The organism is Pantoea allii, assembly GCF_002307475.1.
In the GTDB taxonomy this organism is placed as follows: Bacteria; Pseudomonadota; Gammaproteobacteria; order Enterobacterales; family Enterobacteriaceae; genus Pantoea; species Pantoea allii.
Genome location: NZ_NTMH01000003.1, coordinates 14,756 through 31,772, shown reverse-complemented (window position 1 = coordinate 31,772; position 17,017 = coordinate 14,756). Strand labels below are relative to the sequence as shown.

Annotated in this window: 19 protein-coding genes; 8 read left to right on the top strand and 11 right to left on the bottom strand. The window is 53.0% G+C overall.

Translation table 11 applies throughout. The features are described from left to right. The first annotated feature begins 484 nt into the window (after positions 1-484). Positions 485-2,020 (top strand): SpoVR family protein, encoded by a 1,536-nt coding sequence (locus tag CMR03_RS00945; RefSeq protein WP_063879829.1) that lies wholly within the window; start codon positions 485-487, stop codon positions 2,018-2,020. A gap of 39 nt (positions 2,021-2,059) precedes the next feature. On the opposite strand, the gene fadR is transcribed toward CMR03_RS00945, so the two are convergent. Further along, positions 2,060-2,779 carry a fatty acid metabolism transcriptional regulator FadR gene (gene fadR, locus CMR03_RS00940; protein ID WP_063879830.1) on the bottom strand — a complete coding sequence of 240 codons (720 nt, stop codon included), beginning with the start codon at positions 2,777-2,779 and terminating at the stop codon, positions 2,060-2,062. Between the two features lie 378 nt (positions 2,780-3,157). Between fadR and dsbB the strand changes: the two genes are divergently transcribed. Beyond that, a complete protein-coding gene (dsbB, locus tag CMR03_RS00935; RefSeq protein WP_096010500.1) occupies positions 3,158-3,688 on the top strand; it encodes a disulfide bond formation protein DsbB in 531 nt (176 codons plus the stop codon). A 41-nt stretch (positions 3,689-3,729) separates the two neighbouring features. Here the strand turns inward: dsbB and CMR03_RS00930 are convergent, their stop codons facing one another. The 3 genes from CMR03_RS00930 to CMR03_RS00915 all read right to left on the bottom strand — a co-directional run bounded on the left by CMR03_RS00930 (position 3,730) and on the right by CMR03_RS00915 (position 5,474). Beyond that, the gene (locus tag CMR03_RS00930; protein WP_063879832.1) at positions 3,730-4,176 is read right to left on the bottom strand and encodes a YcgN family cysteine cluster protein; all 447 of its coding nucleotides are present in this window, start codon (positions 4,174-4,176) and stop codon (positions 3,730-3,732) included. A 63-nt stretch (positions 4,177-4,239) separates the two neighbouring features. After that, positions 4,240-4,899 carry a fumarylacetoacetate hydrolase family protein gene (locus tag CMR03_RS00925; protein ID WP_063879833.1) on the bottom strand — a complete coding sequence of 220 codons (660 nt, stop codon included), beginning with the start codon at positions 4,897-4,899 and terminating at the stop codon, positions 4,240-4,242. A 299-nt stretch (positions 4,900-5,198) separates the two neighbouring features. Further along, the gene (locus CMR03_RS00915; protein ID WP_096010498.1) at positions 5,199-5,474 is read right to left on the bottom strand and encodes a YcgL domain-containing protein; all 276 of its coding nucleotides are present in this window, start codon (positions 5,472-5,474) and stop codon (positions 5,199-5,201) included. Positions 5,475-5,628: 154 nt separating this feature from the next. On the opposite strand from CMR03_RS00915, the gene minC reads away from it, so the two are divergent. The 3 genes from minC to minE are packed head-to-tail and all read left to right on the top strand — an operon-like array spanning position 5,629 to position 7,446. Then, positions 5,629-6,327: a septum site-determining protein MinC gene (minC, locus tag CMR03_RS00910; RefSeq protein WP_096010497.1), complete on the top strand. Its 699-nt coding sequence runs from the start codon at positions 5,629-5,631 to the stop codon at positions 6,325-6,327. 33 nt (positions 6,328-6,360) lie between these two features. Further along, a complete protein-coding gene (minD, locus tag CMR03_RS00905) occupies positions 6,361-7,173 on the top strand; it encodes a septum site-determining protein MinD (RefSeq protein WP_063879836.1) in 813 nt (270 codons plus the stop codon). A gap of 3 nt (positions 7,174-7,176) precedes the next feature. Then, complete coding sequence (gene minE, locus CMR03_RS00900) at positions 7,177-7,446, top strand: cell division topological specificity factor MinE (protein WP_063879837.1); 270 nt, start codon at positions 7,177-7,179, stop codon at positions 7,444-7,446. 48 nt (positions 7,447-7,494) lie between these two features. On the opposite strand, the gene rnd is transcribed toward minE, so the two are convergent. The 6 genes from rnd to CMR03_RS25160 all read right to left on the bottom strand — a co-directional run bounded on the left by rnd (position 7,495) and on the right by CMR03_RS25160 (position 14,209). After that, positions 7,495-8,616 carry a ribonuclease D gene (gene rnd, locus CMR03_RS00895; RefSeq protein WP_096010496.1) on the bottom strand — a complete coding sequence of 374 codons (1,122 nt, stop codon included), beginning with the start codon at positions 8,614-8,616 and terminating at the stop codon, positions 7,495-7,497. Between the two features lie 99 nt (positions 8,617-8,715). Continuing rightward, the gene (gene fadD, locus CMR03_RS00890; RefSeq protein WP_128604249.1) at positions 8,716-10,392 is read right to left on the bottom strand and encodes a long-chain-fatty-acid--CoA ligase FadD; all 1,677 of its coding nucleotides are present in this window, start codon (positions 10,390-10,392) and stop codon (positions 8,716-8,718) included. A gap of 204 nt (positions 10,393-10,596) precedes the next feature. Continuing rightward, the gene (locus CMR03_RS00885; RefSeq protein ID WP_096010495.1) at positions 10,597-11,190 is read right to left on the bottom strand and encodes a Slp family lipoprotein; all 594 of its coding nucleotides are present in this window, start codon (positions 11,188-11,190) and stop codon (positions 10,597-10,599) included. A 60-nt stretch (positions 11,191-11,250) separates the two neighbouring features. Beyond that, positions 11,251-11,949 carry a tRNA (adenosine(37)-N6)-threonylcarbamoyltransferase complex dimerization subunit type 1 TsaB gene (gene tsaB, locus CMR03_RS00880; RefSeq protein ID WP_096010705.1) on the bottom strand — a complete coding sequence of 233 codons (699 nt, stop codon included), beginning with the start codon at positions 11,947-11,949 and terminating at the stop codon, positions 11,251-11,253. Positions 11,950-11,994: 45 nt separating this feature from the next. Beyond that, on the bottom strand, positions 11,995-13,905 hold the full coding sequence (yoaA, locus tag CMR03_RS00875) for a DNA repair helicase YoaA (protein ID WP_096010494.1): 1,911 nt from the start codon (positions 13,903-13,905) through the stop codon (positions 11,995-11,997). Positions 13,906-14,041: 136 nt separating this feature from the next. Next, the gene (locus CMR03_RS25160; protein WP_164484312.1) at positions 14,042-14,209 is read right to left on the bottom strand and encodes a hypothetical protein; all 168 of its coding nucleotides are present in this window, start codon (positions 14,207-14,209) and stop codon (positions 14,042-14,044) included. A gap of 152 nt (positions 14,210-14,361) precedes the next feature. On the opposite strand from CMR03_RS25160, the gene CMR03_RS00870 reads away from it, so the two are divergent. Beyond that, entirely contained in the window at positions 14,362-14,706 is a 345-nt protein-coding gene (locus CMR03_RS00870; RefSeq protein WP_096010493.1) for a RidA family protein, read from the top strand. A 15-nt stretch (positions 14,707-14,721) separates the two neighbouring features. Here the strand turns inward: CMR03_RS00870 and CMR03_RS00865 are convergent, their stop codons facing one another. Then, positions 14,722-14,907 (bottom strand): YoaH family protein, encoded by a 186-nt coding sequence (locus CMR03_RS00865; RefSeq protein WP_063879843.1) that lies wholly within the window; start codon positions 14,905-14,907, stop codon positions 14,722-14,724. Positions 14,908-15,016: 109 nt separating this feature from the next. Between CMR03_RS00865 and pabB the strand changes: the two genes are divergently transcribed. Both pabB and CMR03_RS00855 read left to right on the top strand, forming a co-directional pair. After that, complete coding sequence (gene pabB / locus CMR03_RS00860) at positions 15,017-16,375, top strand: aminodeoxychorismate synthase component 1 (RefSeq protein ID WP_096010492.1); 1,359 nt, start codon at positions 15,017-15,019, stop codon at positions 16,373-16,375. Next, positions 16,376-16,939 (top strand): CoA pyrophosphatase, encoded by a 564-nt coding sequence (locus CMR03_RS00855; RefSeq protein WP_063879845.1) that lies wholly within the window; start codon positions 16,376-16,378, stop codon positions 16,937-16,939. Positions 16,940-17,017 lie beyond the last annotated feature (78 nt).

The window sequence follows — 17,017 nt, the reverse complement described above, 5'->3', positions numbered from 1 at the left end:
AAAGCATAATCCACTGTTCACTGGTTTACATTCAGTGTGATCACAAAGTGGAAACATCCTCTAAACAATTCAACTATTTCACCTCTTTTTCCGTCAGCAGGTAACTAAAATCATTTCACAGACTGAAATTCAGAGATTTATGCGCCCTGATGCAAAAAATCAGGCATAAATGACATTGTTTATAGTTAATTCCTCCTCTTGCAGGAGAATCATTTGACGCGCGCCTTTACCCTAAAAAGCAGTGCTTTATGCTAAAAAAAACCCACAGCGCAGCAAGTAGGGCTATTTAATCCCAACCCTTTCAACCTGAAATGATTTTTCTGCCAAAGAATTCGTTTGAGTTCCCCGATCGGATAAGCGACAGTGAACTATCATTGATATGTTCACTCAGTTTTTTTGGGTTTCCTTTCTCAGGAAGAGCCTTAAATAAATCGTAACGGGCAGCCAGTCAGCGTTCGCTCGTTCGCCAAAACAGAGGTGCGCTATGACCACAATCTTTGACGATTCCCTCATGGACAGCAAACGAATTAGCGATGGTCCTGACTGGACATTCGAATTACTGGATGTCTATCTGGCTGAAATTGACCGTGTAGCCAAACACTACGGTCTGGACACCTACCCGCACCAAATTGAAGTGATCACCTCAGAACAGATGATGGATGCCTACTCCAGTGTCGGCATGCCGATTAACTACTCGCACTGGTCATTCGGCAAAAAATTTATCGAGACCGAACAGCGCTATAAACACGGACAGCAAGGCCTGGCTTACGAGATTGTGATTAACTCCAATCCCTGTATCGCCTACCTGATGGAAGAGAACACCATGACCATGCAGGCGCTGGTGATGGCCCATGCCTGCTACGGACATAACTCCTTCTTTAAAAACAACTACCTGTTTCGGAGCTGGACCGACGCCAGCTCCATCGTCGACTATTTGCTGTTTGCTAAAAATTACATCTCTGACTGCGAAGAGCGTTACGGTGTAGAGGAGGTAGAGCGCCTGCTTGATTCCTGCCATGCCTTAATGAACTACGGGGTTGATCGCTATAAACGTCCGCAGAAGATCTCGCTGCAGGAAGAGAAAGCACGGCAGAAAAGCCGGGAAGAGTATTTACAGAGTCAGGTGAATACGCTGTGGCGTACGCTGCCACGACGGGAAAAAGAAGCCACTCAGATTGAAGCGGCGCGTTACCCGTCAGAGCCGCAGGAAAACCTGCTCTACTTTATGGAAAAGAATGCCCCGCTGCTTGAATCCTGGCAGCGTGAAATTTTGCGTATCGTCCGTAAGGTGAGCCAGTATTTTTACCCGCAGAAACAAACCCAGGTGATGAATGAAGGCTGGGCAACCTTCTGGCACTACACCATCCTGAATCACCTCTATGATGAAGGCAAAGTGTCTGAACGCTTTATGATGGAGTTTTTGCACAGCCATACCAACGTCATTTTTCAGCCGCCTTATAACAGCCAGTGGTACAGCGGGATTAATCCGTATGCGTTAGGTTTTGCCATGTTTCAGGACATCAAACGCATTTGCCAGTCGCCAACCGAAGAAGATCGCTACTGGTTCCCGGATATTGCGGGTTCTGACTGGCTTAAAACGATGCATTTTGCGATGCGTGAATTTAAAGATGAGAGCTTTATCAGCCAGTTCCTGTCGCCTAAGGTCATGCGTGACTTCCGTCTGTTTACCGTGCTGGATGACGATCGTAATAACTTTCTGGAGATTGCAGCTATCCACGATGAATCCGGCTACCGCGCCGTTCGCCAGCAGCTTTCGGCGCAGTACAACCTGAGTAATCTGGAACCCAACATACAGGTTTATAACGTCGACTTACGCGGCGATCGTTCACTGACGCTGCGCTATGTACCGCAAAGTCGTGCACCGCTGGATAAAAGCCGCCGGGAAGTGCTTAAGCACGTCCATCGCCTGTGGGGGTTTGATGTGATTCTGGAGCAACAGAATGAAGACGGAACGGTAGAGCTACTGGACCGAAATCCACCGCGTAACTCCCCGCTGTAAATGGACAAAAAAAAACCGGACGTCACGTCCGGTTTTTTATTAACGCTTGCTGCCTAAATCGTCAGGCATCGTTTTTTGCATTGAATGCCAGATATCACCGCTCTGACGGCCATAGCGGCGCACGCACTCGACGATTTCGTCCTGAGTGGGCTCTTTATCACACAGGGCAAGCAGCGTCTGATAGAAATCCCGGGCCACTTTGCGGGCTTCCGGATTAGAAAAGTAGTGTCGTCCAACCCGGGTATAGAGCCCTTTCAGCCCGTTCAGGATCAGGCCATAGATTGGGTTGCCGGAGGCAAACGCCAGGCCACGGAACACCTTGTAATCCAGTTCGGTATAGCTATCGACCTGGTCTTCAGCACTATTGACGGCCTCCAGCACTTCGCGCGCCTTCTCAGGATAATGGCGTAATGCGCGGCTAATAAAGATAGAGGAAATATTGGTGCGAACGGATAACAGGTTATCGATCAGTGCGGGCACGCTGTCGTGATCGAGTCGCGCCAGGGTTTCAAGAATATTAAGACCCGAGGTTTCCCAGAAATTGTTAACGCGCGTGGGTTTACCGTGCTGAATCGTCAGCCAGCCGTCACGTGCCAGACGCTGTAACACTTCACGTAACGTGGTGCGCGTCACGCCAATCAGTTCAGAAAGCTCACGTTCAGCAGGAAGAATCGATCCGGGTGGAAAACGGCTGTTCCAGATGCTTTCAATTATATACTCTTCAGCAAATCCGGCTGGACTCTGCGCCTTAATAACCATAACTGTGTGTTCTCATTGCTTTCTGGATCGTAATGGGCACTCATCATACCAGACGCCCTATAGCGGATATAGCCTGCACAACGATTAAAAGCGCGGTTTAGCACAAAATTAAGACAGATTACCCTGATAATCTTTGACGCCATTTAAGCCCGCATCACACCTCATTTTTGCGCCTGCACCACCGCAACGGCTGCGGTCTTGCTCATCCGGTTTAGCGCCACCGACGAACAGCAATAACATGCTGTGTGGCGGTTTGCGTGAGGTCATTAATCTGGAGCAGTGTCAGGTCATGTTTGTACATGATTTTTTATCCACGCAGGATGGCGTGCAGCGACTTTTGGTTTACACTGCGGGCTTGACGTTTACAGGGAATGCAATATGTTGCGATATTTAAACCAATGTTCGCGTGGTCGCGGTGCCTGGTTATTACTGGCACTCACAGCACTGGCCTTGGAGCTTACGGCGTTATGGTTTCAGCATGGTTTGGGCTTCAAACCCTGCGTAATGTGTATTTATGTCCGCTGCGCGCTGTTCGGCGTAGTGGCGGCAGGCGTTATCGGCTTTCTTCTGCCTCGCTCACCGTTACGCCTGGTGGCGATTCTGATGTGGATTTACAGCGCCTGGAAAGGGCTGCAGTTGTCTTACGAACACACGATGATCCTGCTGCATCCCAATCCCTTTGTGACCTGTGATTTCGCTGCGCGTTTCCCGACATGGTTGCCGCTGGATAAATGGCTGCCGTCGGTATTTGTTGCCAGCGGGGATTGCTCAGATCGCGGATGGGATTTTCTGTCTCTCAGCATGCCACAGTGGATGATCGGTATTTTCGCCGCCTATCTGTTGGTCGGCGTGCTGGTACTGATCGCTCAGCCGTTGAAACCTAAACGCCGCGACCTATTTGGTCGCTAACGTAAAAAAGGCTGCCGCTGGCAGCCTTTCGTTTATAAACATCATCCGTTCCGATCTGGCCGATCGATAATATGATCTTCCCAGTCGCGGACTTCACTTTCCCGCACGGCAATGTAGCGCACCGAAATGCGCTGAGCGTGCATCTCGGTTTTTGACCCTGCGCGCAGCGGGTGCCAGGCCGGTAACGGTTTCCCCTCGCCCAGGAGTCGATAGGCGCAGGTGCGAGGCAACCAGTTAAAGGTCGTCAGGTTTTCGCGCGTCAGCTTGATGCAGTCTTCTTCATATTCAAACCGGCGCTCGTAATTGCGACACTGGCAGGTTTTGATGTTGAGCTGGTTACAGGCGACGTTGGTGAAATAAATTTCATCGGTATCGGCGTCCTGTAACTTGTTCAGACAGCACTGGCCACAACCATCACACAAGGATTCCCATTCCTCATCGCTCATTTGTGCCAGGCGCTTGTGTTGCCAGAAAGGGGTTTCAGTCATGATGGTTGTCCAGATTTAGCATAAACCGCACCTTATAAAGATATTGGCCCAATGATGCAAGTTTTACAGTACCCGCGTGCTGATGCCATGGCCCGCGATGGAAACCTCTAACGTATCGCCAGCGTGCATTGGCCCAACGCCTTCTGGCGTACCGGTCAGGATGACGTCACCCGCGTGCAGGGTAAAATACTGGCTCATATGTGCAATCAGCGGCAGGATTTTGTGAATCATATCGGCGGTATTGCCGTGCTGACGAACCTCACCGTTCACGACCAGCTTCAGTTCGGTGTTCTGTGGATCACCTGAAAATTCCGCAGTTGGAATAAAACCCGACAGAGGACAGGCGTTATCAAAGGCTTTCGCTTTTTCCCAGGGCTGCCCGGCTTTTTTTAAGCCCGCCTGGAGATCGCGCAGGGTTAAATCCAGTGCCACACCATAACCGGCAATGGCTTTGGCCACATGCGCGTCTGAAGCCTGTTTCAGGGTGGTGCCAATCAGCACCGCCAGCTCAACCTCATGATGCACTTCACCAAACGCATCAGGAATCGATAAAGGCTGACGCATATCGCATAAGGCCGTTTGCGGTTTAATAAAAATTACCGGTTCGGTTGGTGTCGCACTGCCCATCTCTTTAATGTGCTTCGCATAGTTACTGCCAACACACACCACTTTACCCACGGGATAATCTAACAAAGCGCCTTGCCAGTTACGATGCTGATACATGCTAATCCCCTGCTTATGTTACCGAAATGTCAGCCATATCGGCGAGTTGACGTTACGGACAGACAGCACGCAAAGCCAGCCTGTTCATAACGGTTAAGAGTGGTTAAACCTGACAGATGCGTGAAAATTGTCAACAAGTCAGCCAGGCTATTTGTGCGTCACCGCGAACCGATGACCAATCGGATTGCGCGGAAAAAGCAACAAAACAGCGGTGCTGCACAATTATTATTCGCCCCGGCTGGGAATATAAATTGGCTGCCGACAGTCGCGCAAAATTTATATTAAAGGAACAATCCGAGTTAATCTTTTCTGTCGTGTTCGAGATGCGTTTTTAACAAACTTTCGATCGGTGGGGGAATTTGCAAATAATATCCCTGCTCGCTTAAACCCTGCTTAACGTTATTGATGTCTGCATTGGCCAGTTTGTCGCGTTGGGCAAGGTTTACCACCATCGCGAGTTGTGGCTTACCAAAGCCTTTGAGCAGGGCGTCAGGAACGCGTGAAAAATCGTCCTTTTTTTCAACGTAGAGATAAGTTTGGTCGCGGACCGGACTTCTGTAGATCACACAAAACATATTTTTTACTCGAATTAACCAGCGCTGAGGCTTGTTTGAATATAGCGGTAACTATAACATGCTTGCAGTACTTCGAATATTCGCCGATCGCGCTTTAACGATGCTTTTATCATCGCTTAGCACAGGGTAGTAAAACAGGACTGAGTCGGGACAGATGCCGCAATCGCCAATCGAATTTAAGGGAAGCAGTTTTACCTTGTCCGTCGTTCATTTGCATCACCATGAGCCAGAGGTGATCCGCAAAGCGCTCCAGGACAAAATTGACCAGGCTCCAGATTTCCTGAAGAACGCACCCGTGGTGCTGAATGTTGCGGCCCTCGATGCCGCGGTGAACTGGAAACAGATGCAGCAGGCCGTGAGCGAAACGGGACTGCGTATCGTCGGGGTCAGTGGATGCAAAGATGATGCGCTGAAAAAAATGATTGCCCGCGTCGGACTTCCGGTGCTGGCTGAAGGCAAAGAGAGCCACAAGCGTGACGCGCAGGAGCCGGAACTCAAGCCCGTTGCAGCCGAATCGCTGGTGGCGAAAACACGCATCGTTAACACGCCGGTGCGCTCTGGCCAGCAAATTTATGCCCGCAATGCGGATTTGATCGTCACCAGCAGCGTGAGCGCCGGTGCGGAACTGGTCGCTGATGGCAATATTCATATCTATGGCATGATGCGTGGCCGTGCTCTGGCAGGTGCCAGCGGTGACAGAGATTGCCAGATTTTTTGCACCAACCTTGCAGCAGAGTTGGTTTCTATCGCCGGGGAGTACTGGATCATGGATCAAATCCCCGAAGCGTTTTTTGCTAAAGCAGCACGCCTCTGTCTTCAGGATGGCGCGCTGACTATACAGACACTTAATTAGGCCCCTTTTCTTTCGTTAAGGAAATCAACATTTATGGCACGCATTATTGTAGTTACATCCGGTAAAGGGGGCGTTGGTAAGACCACGTCAAGCGCGGCCATCGCCACCGGTTTAGCGCAGAAAGGCAAAAAAACGGTTGTCATCGACTTTGATATCGGCCTGCGTAACCTTGATTTAATCATGGGTTGCGAACGCCGGGTTGTTTACGATTTTGTTAATGTCATTCAGGGTGATGCCACGCTGAACCAGGCATTGATTCGTGATAAGCGCACTGAGCAACTTTATATTCTGCCAGCCTCACAAACCCGTGATAAAGACGCCCTGACTCGTGAAGGTGTCGAAAAGGTCCTGAACGATCTTGCAGAGATGGCGTTTGACTTCATCGTCTGTGATTCGCCAGCCGGCATTGAAACCGGGGCGTTAATGGCACTGTATTTTGCAGATGAAGCCATTATTACCACTAACCCGGAAGTCTCCTCTGTCCGCGACTCAGACCGTATTCTCGGCATCATCTCTTCAAAATCCCGCCGCGCTGAAACCAGCCAGGAACCGGTTAAGGAGCATCTGCTGCTGACCCGTTATAACCCGGGTCGCGTTAATCGTGGCGATATGCTGAGCATGGAAGATGTGCTGGAAATTCTGCGCATTCCTCTGGTCGGCGTGATCCCGGAAGATCAGTCCGTGCTTCGTGCCTCTAACCAGGGCGAGCCGGTGATTCTGGACGGTGAGTCTGATGCTGGTAAAGCCTATGCCGATACCGTTGACCGGTTACTCGGTGAAGTTCGCCCCTTCCGCTTTATTGAAGAAGAGAAGAAGGGTTTCCTGAAACGCCTGTTCGGGGGATAAACCATGGCATTACTTGATTTCTTTTTATCCCGGAAGAAGAACACTGCCAATATAGCCAAGGAAAGGCTACAGATTATTGTGGCAGAACGGAGAAGGGGCGACAGTGAGCCCCATTATCTTCCGCAACTTAAGCGCGACATTCTTGAAGTGATTTGCAGATACGTGAAGATTGATCCGGACATGGTGACGGTTCAACTCGATCAGAAAGGGGATGATATCTCCATTCTTGAACTGAACGTCACGCTACCCGAAACGGAAGACGTGCCTAAATGACGTCAACCGTTTCCTGACTTTCCCCTGCGCAGTTGCAGGGGAAATTTTTTACAGCCCGGCAAGGATGTCGGTAATACCGGGTTTCAGCACCTCGCCACGCCAGCCTGTTAACAGCTCGGGTTCGCGGTTCTGTGGCTTAAGCCCCCAGTGCTGACTTAACACCTGATTGATCTGTCGACGAGACGCCAGCAGTTCCTGACTAAAACCACTCTGCTCACTCACCTGCTGTACCAGCGCTTTGATTGCCTTAAACGCCCGCTTGTAATTCACATGATCCACCAGATTGCTTAACGGCGGCGGTAACGCACTGTCATCCAGCTCAGCGGCTTCTGCCACCTGCGCCAGCATCGCCCTGCCGTGGAAACGAATCTCATGGCCCGATAAGCCCAGATGATCTAACTCACCCTGAGAACCCGGCATAAAACGTGCGACTTTCCACAGGTTCTCTTCACGCACCACAAAATTGACCGCCATGTCTTTTTCACGCGCCACTTTCAGGCGCCATGCCGCCAGGCGTTGCAGCGCCGCCAACTGGCGCGGACGCAACTGCCAGGTGTTAGTGATGTCACGCCACGCATCCTCCGGCGCTAACGTATCCAGCCGACGCTGACACAGGTTTTCGCATTCACTCAGTGCCGCGGCCATATTACCGGCCTGCTCTACCTGCTGTATCAGTTGATGAGCAATCGGCAGCAGGTAATGCACATCCGCCGCCGCATACTGGCACTGCCGTTCCGTGAGCGGACGGGCTAACCAGTCGGTCCGCGCTTCACTCTTATCTAATTCAACCTGCGTAAAGTGCGCCACCATTGAGGCAAATCCCCAGGAAAGCGGCTGACCACTGAAAGCCGCCAGAATCTGTGTATCAATCATCGGCTGTGGCAGGACACCGAAACGGTGCAGGAACACTTCCAGATCTTCCCCGCCCGCATGGAGAAATTTCGTCACGCGGGTGTCCGTTAGCAGTTCAATAAACGGTGACCAGTCACGAACGGGTAACGGATCGATCAACACTAACTGTTCGCCATCAAACAGCTGAATCAGTCCCAGCTGCGGATAGTAAGTACGGGTACGGACAAATTCGGTATCCAGGGCGACGGCCGCATGTTGGCGTGCTTTGTGGCACACCTCGGCCAGGTGATCATCGTTCTCGATCAGGGAATAGTTCACGTTCAGTTTTCACCGCAGCCGACAACGTGCGGTGCTCCATGTTAAAAGCAATAAAAACGCCGGACAGCGCCGGCGTTCAACCTGAATCCTGACGGTGAATCAGCCTGTGCTGGTTTTCACCTCGTCGCGCAGTTCACGACGCAGAATTTTTCCTACATTGGTTTTTGGCAGTTCATCGCGAAACTCGACGATTTTAGGCACTTTATAGCCTGTGAGCTGGCGACGACAGTGATCCAGCAGTTCTTCTTTGGTCAGCGAGTGATCTTTTTTAACTACGCAGACTTTAACGGCCTCGCCGGACAGCTCGCTGGGCACGCCAATCGCTGCCGCTTCACGCACTTTGGGATGCTGCATCAGGACGTCTTCAATCTCATTAGGATAGACGTTAAAGCCCGACACCAGAATCATATCCTTTTTGCGGTCCACGATACGGATAAATCCTTCGGGATCAACGGTAACAATATCCCCGCTATGGAGCCAGCCATTTTTCAGGACTTCTGCTGTGGCCTCCGGGTGCTGCCAGTAGCCGAGCATCACCTGAGGGCCACGGATGCACAGTTCGCCAGGCTCTCCGGTAGGCACTTCATTCCCGCTCTCATCCAGAATAATCACGTCCGTTGAGGGCACAGGCAATCCGATACTGCCCGTGTGACAGCTGATGTCATAAGGGTTTACTGAGACCAGCGGGGAACACTCCGTCAGACCATAGCCTTCCAGCAAATAGTGTCCTGTGAGCTTTTCCCAGCGTTCGGCCACCGCTTTTTGTACTGCCATGCCGCCGCCCGCTGAAAGGCGTAACGTCGAGAAGTCGAGTTTGTTAAAGTTGTCGTCATTAAGCAGCGCATTGAACAGCGTATTCACGCCGGTAATGGCGGTAAACGGATATTTGGCGATCTCTTTAACAAAGCCGGGAATGTCGCGCGGATTGGTGATTAACAGATTCTGCCCGCCTAACTCAACAAACAGCAAGCCGTTAACGGTTAATGCAAAGATATGGTAGAGCGGTAACGCAGTGACGACGCACTCTTTACCGTCACGTAACAGCTTGCCGTAGGTCGCTTTGGTTTGCTCCAGATTGGCCTGCATATTGCGGTGGGTAAGCATAGCGCCTTTGGCCACGCCGGTGGTGCCGCCCGTGTATTGCAAAAATGCCAGGTCATCGTTGCTGACTTCCGGACGCTGGTACGCCATTTTTTCACCGGCATCCAGCACATGGCGAAACGATATCGCGCCTGGCAGATGATATTTGGGCACCAGCCGCTTCACATACTTCACCACAAAGTTCACCAGCGTGGCTTTAACCGGCGCAAGCTGGTCGCCCATGCGGGTCAGAACAACGTGTTTCACGGCGGTTTCACTGACGACTTTTTCCAGCGTATGCGCAAAGTTAGAAACAATGACGATCGCACTGGCACCGCTGTCATTGAGTTGATGTTTTAATTCGCGCGGCGTGTAGAGCGGATTAACGTTGACCACCACCATCCCTGCCCGCAGAACACCAAACAGCGCCACCGGATATTGCAGGAGGTTCGGCATCATCAAAGCAACACGGTCGCCGGGCTGCAGTTTCAGCGCATGTTGCAGATAGGCGGCGAAGGCCCGGCTTTTCTCGTCCAGTTGGCGATAGGTCATCTTTTGACCCATGTTATAAAAAGCAGGCTGTTCCGCGTAGCGGACAACGGCCTGCTCAAACATATCAACCAGAGAGTGGTAACGATCAGCATTGATTTCGGCAGGTACGTCTGCCGGGTAGCGTTTTAGCCAAACCTTATTCAAGGATTCACCCCGATAATCTTGTTGTGTACTCATCGCCGCCTCGACAATCGTATTTTTAACAATATTTTAACTGATTGTACCAGTTTGCTCTGCTTGTCATGTTGAGGTTGCGAAGTACATCACTAAATTTCGTGTTAGTTAACAATACAAATAAAAAGCCCGGCTGCGAGCACCACGACCGGGCTTATTAAAAACGGCTAACGCTTATGGCGTCAGGAAAGTTTCCACCTGGGCAGGCCCGGTGTTATACATGCCCCAGTAAGGATTGGGCCCCCAGTAACCGCCGCGATGACGCGTTGGCCCGTACCAAATCCACGGGTCGATCGGCTGTGGCGGCGCAACGATCTGGCGCGTGAGATGCCAGCGCTGGTAGCCCCGCACGTCGATGACCACAAACTGGTAATTTGCCTCGCCAATCTTGCCCTGCTCGGTGCCTTTTAGCGTGCCGAGCACCGTCAAGTATTGATCTTTCACATCGGTAGGATCAACAAAGCCCGGAATGTCAGCATAGATTCGGCCAAGCGAGCTGGCACCCAACACCGGTCTTGCGCCCTCATCCAGCGGCTGCGTTGCGATTTCCAGCCGGGTTTTGCCGTTGCGGTTGATAACGTTAACCACTTTACCGCCGAAGCGAGATTCCTGACCAACATAGATGGCCGGATCTTTCATTACGCGCAGCAAGTCCTGCTGGGGCATCGGCGAGTTGCCCTTAATATTATCCGGTACGGAAACACAACCACTTAAAACCAGGGCACAGGCCAACATCAAACCTGCAACACCGCGACGACACATTGACATGGGTATTCTCCTGAACGTTGCTGTTTAGAGTGCCTGGATAACAATAAGTTGCGTCATATTTTAGCGTCCGGGCAGTTTTTTCCATGCCACTTCGTTTCTCAGATAAGTGGGCTCGGCATGTTCAGGTTGCACGGTAGCGCCCTGCTGTAATGCGGCGACCGCCAGTGGCAACATATCTTCAGCGGCCGGCAGCGTCACATTGCTGTTGACCAGTTGCAGCGCGTGCCCCTGCTGCAGGTCCGGCCAGGCCTGCCAGCCCGTTCCAGCGGTGTACCATTCCCCTTCCAGCGCCTGCATCCGGGCCAGCGCGGCGGCGGGCGACAGCACGCTCTCCGTCGCTTCCCCCTGCCAGTTGCCCTGTTCATCGCGCTGATATTCGGCCCAGTAGACTTCACCCATACGGGCATCAATCGCGGTTAACACCCGGTTTGCGCCGTGCTGCCGCCAGGCACCCTGTGCCAGCGTGGCCAGGGTGGAGATGCCCGCCATCGGCAAGGCGGCACCTAACGCCAGGCCCTGTGCAATCCCGATACCAATACGGACGCCAGTAAAACTGCCCGGCCCGCGGCCAAATGCCAGCGCGTCGAGTTCGGTCAGTTCAAGCTGCTGAGACTCAAGCAGCTCTGCGATCAGGGGTAAAATGCGTTGCGTGTGATCGCGGGGCGCTATCTCAAAGCGCGCGTCAATCTGTTGCCCGTTGAGCAATGCCGCAGAACAGGCTTCTGTCGCTGTATCCAGCGCTAAAATTCGGACCGACATAACGACCTCTGAAGATTCAAAAACGGCGCGCATCTTAGCACACAATTACTCGCCAGGTTGCTGACGAATAAAGGCAATAGCTTGCGCAATATCACGTGTTCGTGGCGTTGGCGGCAGACTGTTAAGAAACAGCGCGCCATAGGGACGGGAAACCAGCCGCTGGTCGCAAATCACCAGCACGCCACGATCGTCCGTATCACGAATCAAACGGCCAACGCCCTGTTTAAGCGTAATCACCGCGTCGGGCAGTTGCACGTCGCTAAAGGGATCGCCACCCCGAATCCGGCAGTCTTCCATGCGGGCTTTAAGCAGAGGATCTTCCGGCGAGGTAAACGGCAGTTTGTCGATGATCACCAGCGACAGCGCATCGCCACGGACATCCACACCTTCCCAAAAGCTGCTGGTGGCCACCAGCAGTGCATTGCCTTTATCAATGAACTGCTTCAGCAGTTGCCCTTTGCTGGTTTCACCCTGCACTAACACCGGCAACGTCATAGAGGCACGGAACTCTGCGGCCAACTCACGCATCATCAGATGCGAGGTACAAAGAAAGAAACAGCGGCCTTTGTTCGCGTCGATCAGCGGCTTCATCATTTTTGCCAACTGACGCGCACCACCCGGACGATTGGGTTCAGGCAGATTGCGCGGCACGCACAGCAAAGCCTGCTGTGAATAGTCAAACGGACTGTTGAGGATCAGATTCTTAGCCTGGCTCACGCCCAGCCGGTCAGCAAAGTGGTCCATCTTTTCATCGACAGCCAGGGTCGCAGACGTGAAAATCCATGCGGCTTTACGGTTATCCATCACTTCGCGGAAGCGTTCGGCCACCGATAACGGCGTCAGCGCCAGCACAAAGTGACGCGATGTGCATTCATACCAGTAACTGAAGCCGGGTTCACTAATGGCGCGTATCCGTTTCAGTCGTGTGCGATAGAGCGCTGCACGTTCAAACGCCGCATCAAGCAGCGCCGAACGCCCCAGCGAGAGCTTGATCACGTCGTAACAAAGCTCCAGCGCATCATCGAGCAGGGTAAACATGCGCATGATGTTGTTATCGCTGAGTAGATCACGCAGGTTACCGCGATAACCCGGCTCGCCCAGCGCCAGGCGGAAGTCCTGCGCGCATTGTGCCAGACGGTCGGCTGATTTTTGCAGCTGCTGTACGTCACGGACTTCCGTGCGATAGGCAATAATGATGTCTTTTGCCAGATCGCCTAACTGGCGGCTGGAGAGCTGCTGACCGAAATACTGGCTGGCGATGTCCGGCAGCTGATGGGCTTCATCAAAAATCATCACGTCCGCTTCGGGGATAAGCTCACCGAATCCGCCCTCTTTCACCACCAGATCGGCAAGAAACAGATGATGGTTAACCACCACAACATCGGCGTCCATGGCCTTCTTACGCGCCTTCACCACAAAGCACTCTTTGTACAGCGGGCAGTCGCTGCCCAGACAGTTGTCATTGGTGCTGGTCACCAGCGGCCAAATCGGACTGTCTTCGGTAACGCCGGCACAGGAACTGATGTCCCCATCTGTGGTTTGCGATGACCAGGCGCGCAGCGTCACTAAATCCGTGAGCGCCTGAACGCTCAGATCGCCGCCGGTCGCCGACTGTTGTTCCATGCGCTCAAGGCAAAGGTAGTTAGAGCGACCTTTCAGCAGTGCCGTTTTACCGGTGAACTTCAGCGCGTTGGCAATGGTAGGCAAATCGCGGGCGTAGAGCTGATCCTGCAGGGCTTTTGAGCCAGTGGACACGATCACTTTTTTATTGGCGCGTAAAGCCGGAGCCAGGTAGGCATAGGTTTTGCCTGTCCCCGTCCCCGCTTCGACCACCAGCTCGCCGCTATTCTGCACGGCTTCCGCGACGGCCTGCGCCATTTCACGCTGGGCTTCACGCGGTTTAAATCCCGCAATGCCTTTTGCCAGCGCGCCATCAGTTGCAAAATCGTCTGCCACGTACCCTCTCAATAACGGCAAAAAACACTGTATATTATGCCAGCATTCCCTGACTTAAGGAAATCGCTGACGGTGGCGTCTTTATCACCCTGCCCTCCTGTTGCCTGCAGACCCAGGGATGACGCCGTTTTCAGCGCTAATGACTGATGTAAAGCGCGCCGGCAATCAGTAGCAGCAGTAACACCGCCAGGGTGATAAACCCCTGTTTGGCCGTGCGTGACATGCCGACAAAGGTCGATATCACGATAAACAGCAGTGCCAGTGCTCCAAACATCACCCAAAACAGATATTGCGTATTCGCCATGCCTTCATCCTGATAGTCCTGAACCGGTAAGCGACGTTTTATACCATTTTTCCGCCCGTGATGCGCGGCTGACGCCCAGTGCGCGCTGCAACGGATGACAATCGCACCGGGATTATGGCAGGCTAGGCGTTCAAAAAAACAGGGAGAAGATGATGAGCATTACGCGCATTGATCCAGAACATCGTATGTCCGAAGCGGTCATTCATAACGACACGATTTTTTATACCAGCGTGCCTGAAAACCTGGAGGCGGATGCCGAAGCGCAAACCGCCAATGCGTTGGCGGTGATTGATGCCCTGCTTACGCGGGTGGGCAGTGACAAAACCAAAATCCTTGATGCCACTATTTTCCTGGTGGATAAAGCTGATTTTGCCGCAATGAACCGCGCCTGGGACGCCTGGGTTTCACCCGATAACGCGCCCGTTCGCTGCACGGTTCAGGCAGGTTTAATGAATCCACAGTATAAAGTCGAAATAAAAATTATCGCTGCACGCTAAACCGCTTACGGGGCGTCAGCCTTCGTCGTCTTCATCTTCGAAGCGCGCCCGGATCAGTTCACCGGTGTGGCTTTCGCGAATCTCCTGCGCAACCAGGGTAATGGCTTCACCGCTGGACATGCCACCAGCCATTAATTGCTGAATACGTTCAACAGCGCGCTGCTGCTGGTCGTGTGAAAGTGCGGGTAATCCTGTAATCATGTTTTACTCCTGCTATGAGGCTGCCATTATTTCATGGGGAACAAACAGGTGCCAGTCAGGAAAAAATATGTCAGTCTAACGGCCTTACTGATGTCAGATTTCGTGCTCAATGATCGTTCAAACTCATAACCTAAGTTATTCGCCTGACGCCATCACCCACTATTTTTCCCGTATTGCGCATCTGCCGTGGGCGATGCTGTTGTCTTCAGGACAAGCTGACCACAGCGATAATCGTTTTGATATCCTGACCGCCGATCCGCTGACGACGCTGACGACCCGGGGCAGGATAACAGAAATTCAGCAGGGCGATCGCTCCCAACGTAGCCAGGACGATCCCCTGTCCCTGGTACAACAGCAGTGCGACGCGTTGGGCATTGCCCCGCAACGCCATCCGGACTTGCCGTTTTTAGGCGGCGCGCTGGGTCTGTTTGGCTATGATCTGGGCCGGCGTTTTGAGCAGTTGCCGCAGACCGCCCTCGCCGATCTTCATACACCGGATATGGCCATCGGCATTTATAGCTGGGCGCTGATTGCCGACCATCACCGTCATACATTAACGCTGGTTGCCATTGATGATGTTGCGCGACGTCTTCGCTGGCTTGAAGGCTGGCCCGAACGTGAAACCGCGCCTTTCTCGCTGACCAGCAAGTGGCAGTCCAACCTTAGCCGGGATGAATACGCGCAACGCTTCCACAAAGTGCAGGCTTATATTCAGGCGGGCGACTGCTATCAGGTTAATCTGGCACAGCGCTTTAAAGCAGGCTATCAGGGCGATGAATGGCGTGCTTTTTGCCTCCTGAACCAGACCAACCGCGCGCCGTTCAGCGCCTTCTTACGTCTGCCGGAAAGTGCCATCCTCAGCCTGTCCCCCGAGCGCTTTATGGCGCTGGATCAACACGTCATTACGACCCGGCCGATTAAAGGCACCCGCCCGCGTAACCGCGATCCTGTTGCTGACGCGGCTCAGGCCGAAAGCCTGCGTACCTCGACCAAAGACCGCGCCGAGAACCTGATGATTGTCGATCTGCTGCGTAATGATATTGGCCGGGTCGCCGTTGCGGGTTCCGTCAGCGTCCCGGAACTGTTTGTGGTGGAGCCCTTCCCTGCGGTTCATCATCTGGTCAGCACTATTCGCGCCACGCTGCCTGATCACCTACAGGCCTGCGATCTGCTGCGCGCCTGCTTTCCCGGCGGCTCGATCACCGGCGCGCCTAAAATTCGTGCCATGGAGATTATTGATGAGCTGGAGCCGCAACGCCGCAACGCCTGGTGTGGCAGCATCGGTTACCTGAGTTTATGTGGCCGTATGGATACCAGTATCACTATCCGCACGCTGGTGGCCGAAAATCATCATCTTTACTGCTCTGCCGGCGGCGGGTTAGTGGCAGACAGCGAACTCGAATCTGAATATCAGGAAACCCTGGATAAAGTCAGTCGTATTTTACCTGCGCTGGAAAAAGGGGCCTGAATGGCATTGACGCTCGCGGATTTCCGCACCCGTTTTTTACTGCAACAGCCCCTGGAGCCTGCACAAGCACTCTCAGGTCGTCATGCTGCGGTGTTAATTCCCATAGTGGCACGCCAGCAGCCGGGTTTGCTGCTCACCCAGCGTTCGCACGGATTACGGAAGCACGCCGGACAGGTGGCCTTTCCCGGCGGCATGCAGGACCCTGAAGATGCCTCTCTGGTTGCCACCGCATTACGCGAAGCGCACGAAGAAGTGGGTATTTCGCCTCTGCAGGTCGATGTCCTGGGCTGTCTGCCGGCTGTCACCAGCAGCACGGGGTTTCAGGTCACGCCGGTGGTAGGCATCATTCCAGACCAGATTGCGCTGCGCATCAATCCGGATGAAGTGTTAAGTGTGTTTGAAATGCCGCTCACGGAAGCTTTACGTCTGAGCCGTTATGCCGAGCTTGATTACTATCGCGCCGGGATTCGTCATCCTGTCTGGTTGTCGCGCTATCAGGATTACCTGGTCTGGGGAATGACAGCAGGGATTATTCGTTCGCTGAGTCAGCAGATTGCATTTTAATTGACGCAGCCTCCATTTTTGCGCCTGTTTACAGGCTGCCGCGCAATATCACACTATAATTTTTTCTCGTGGTGTTAA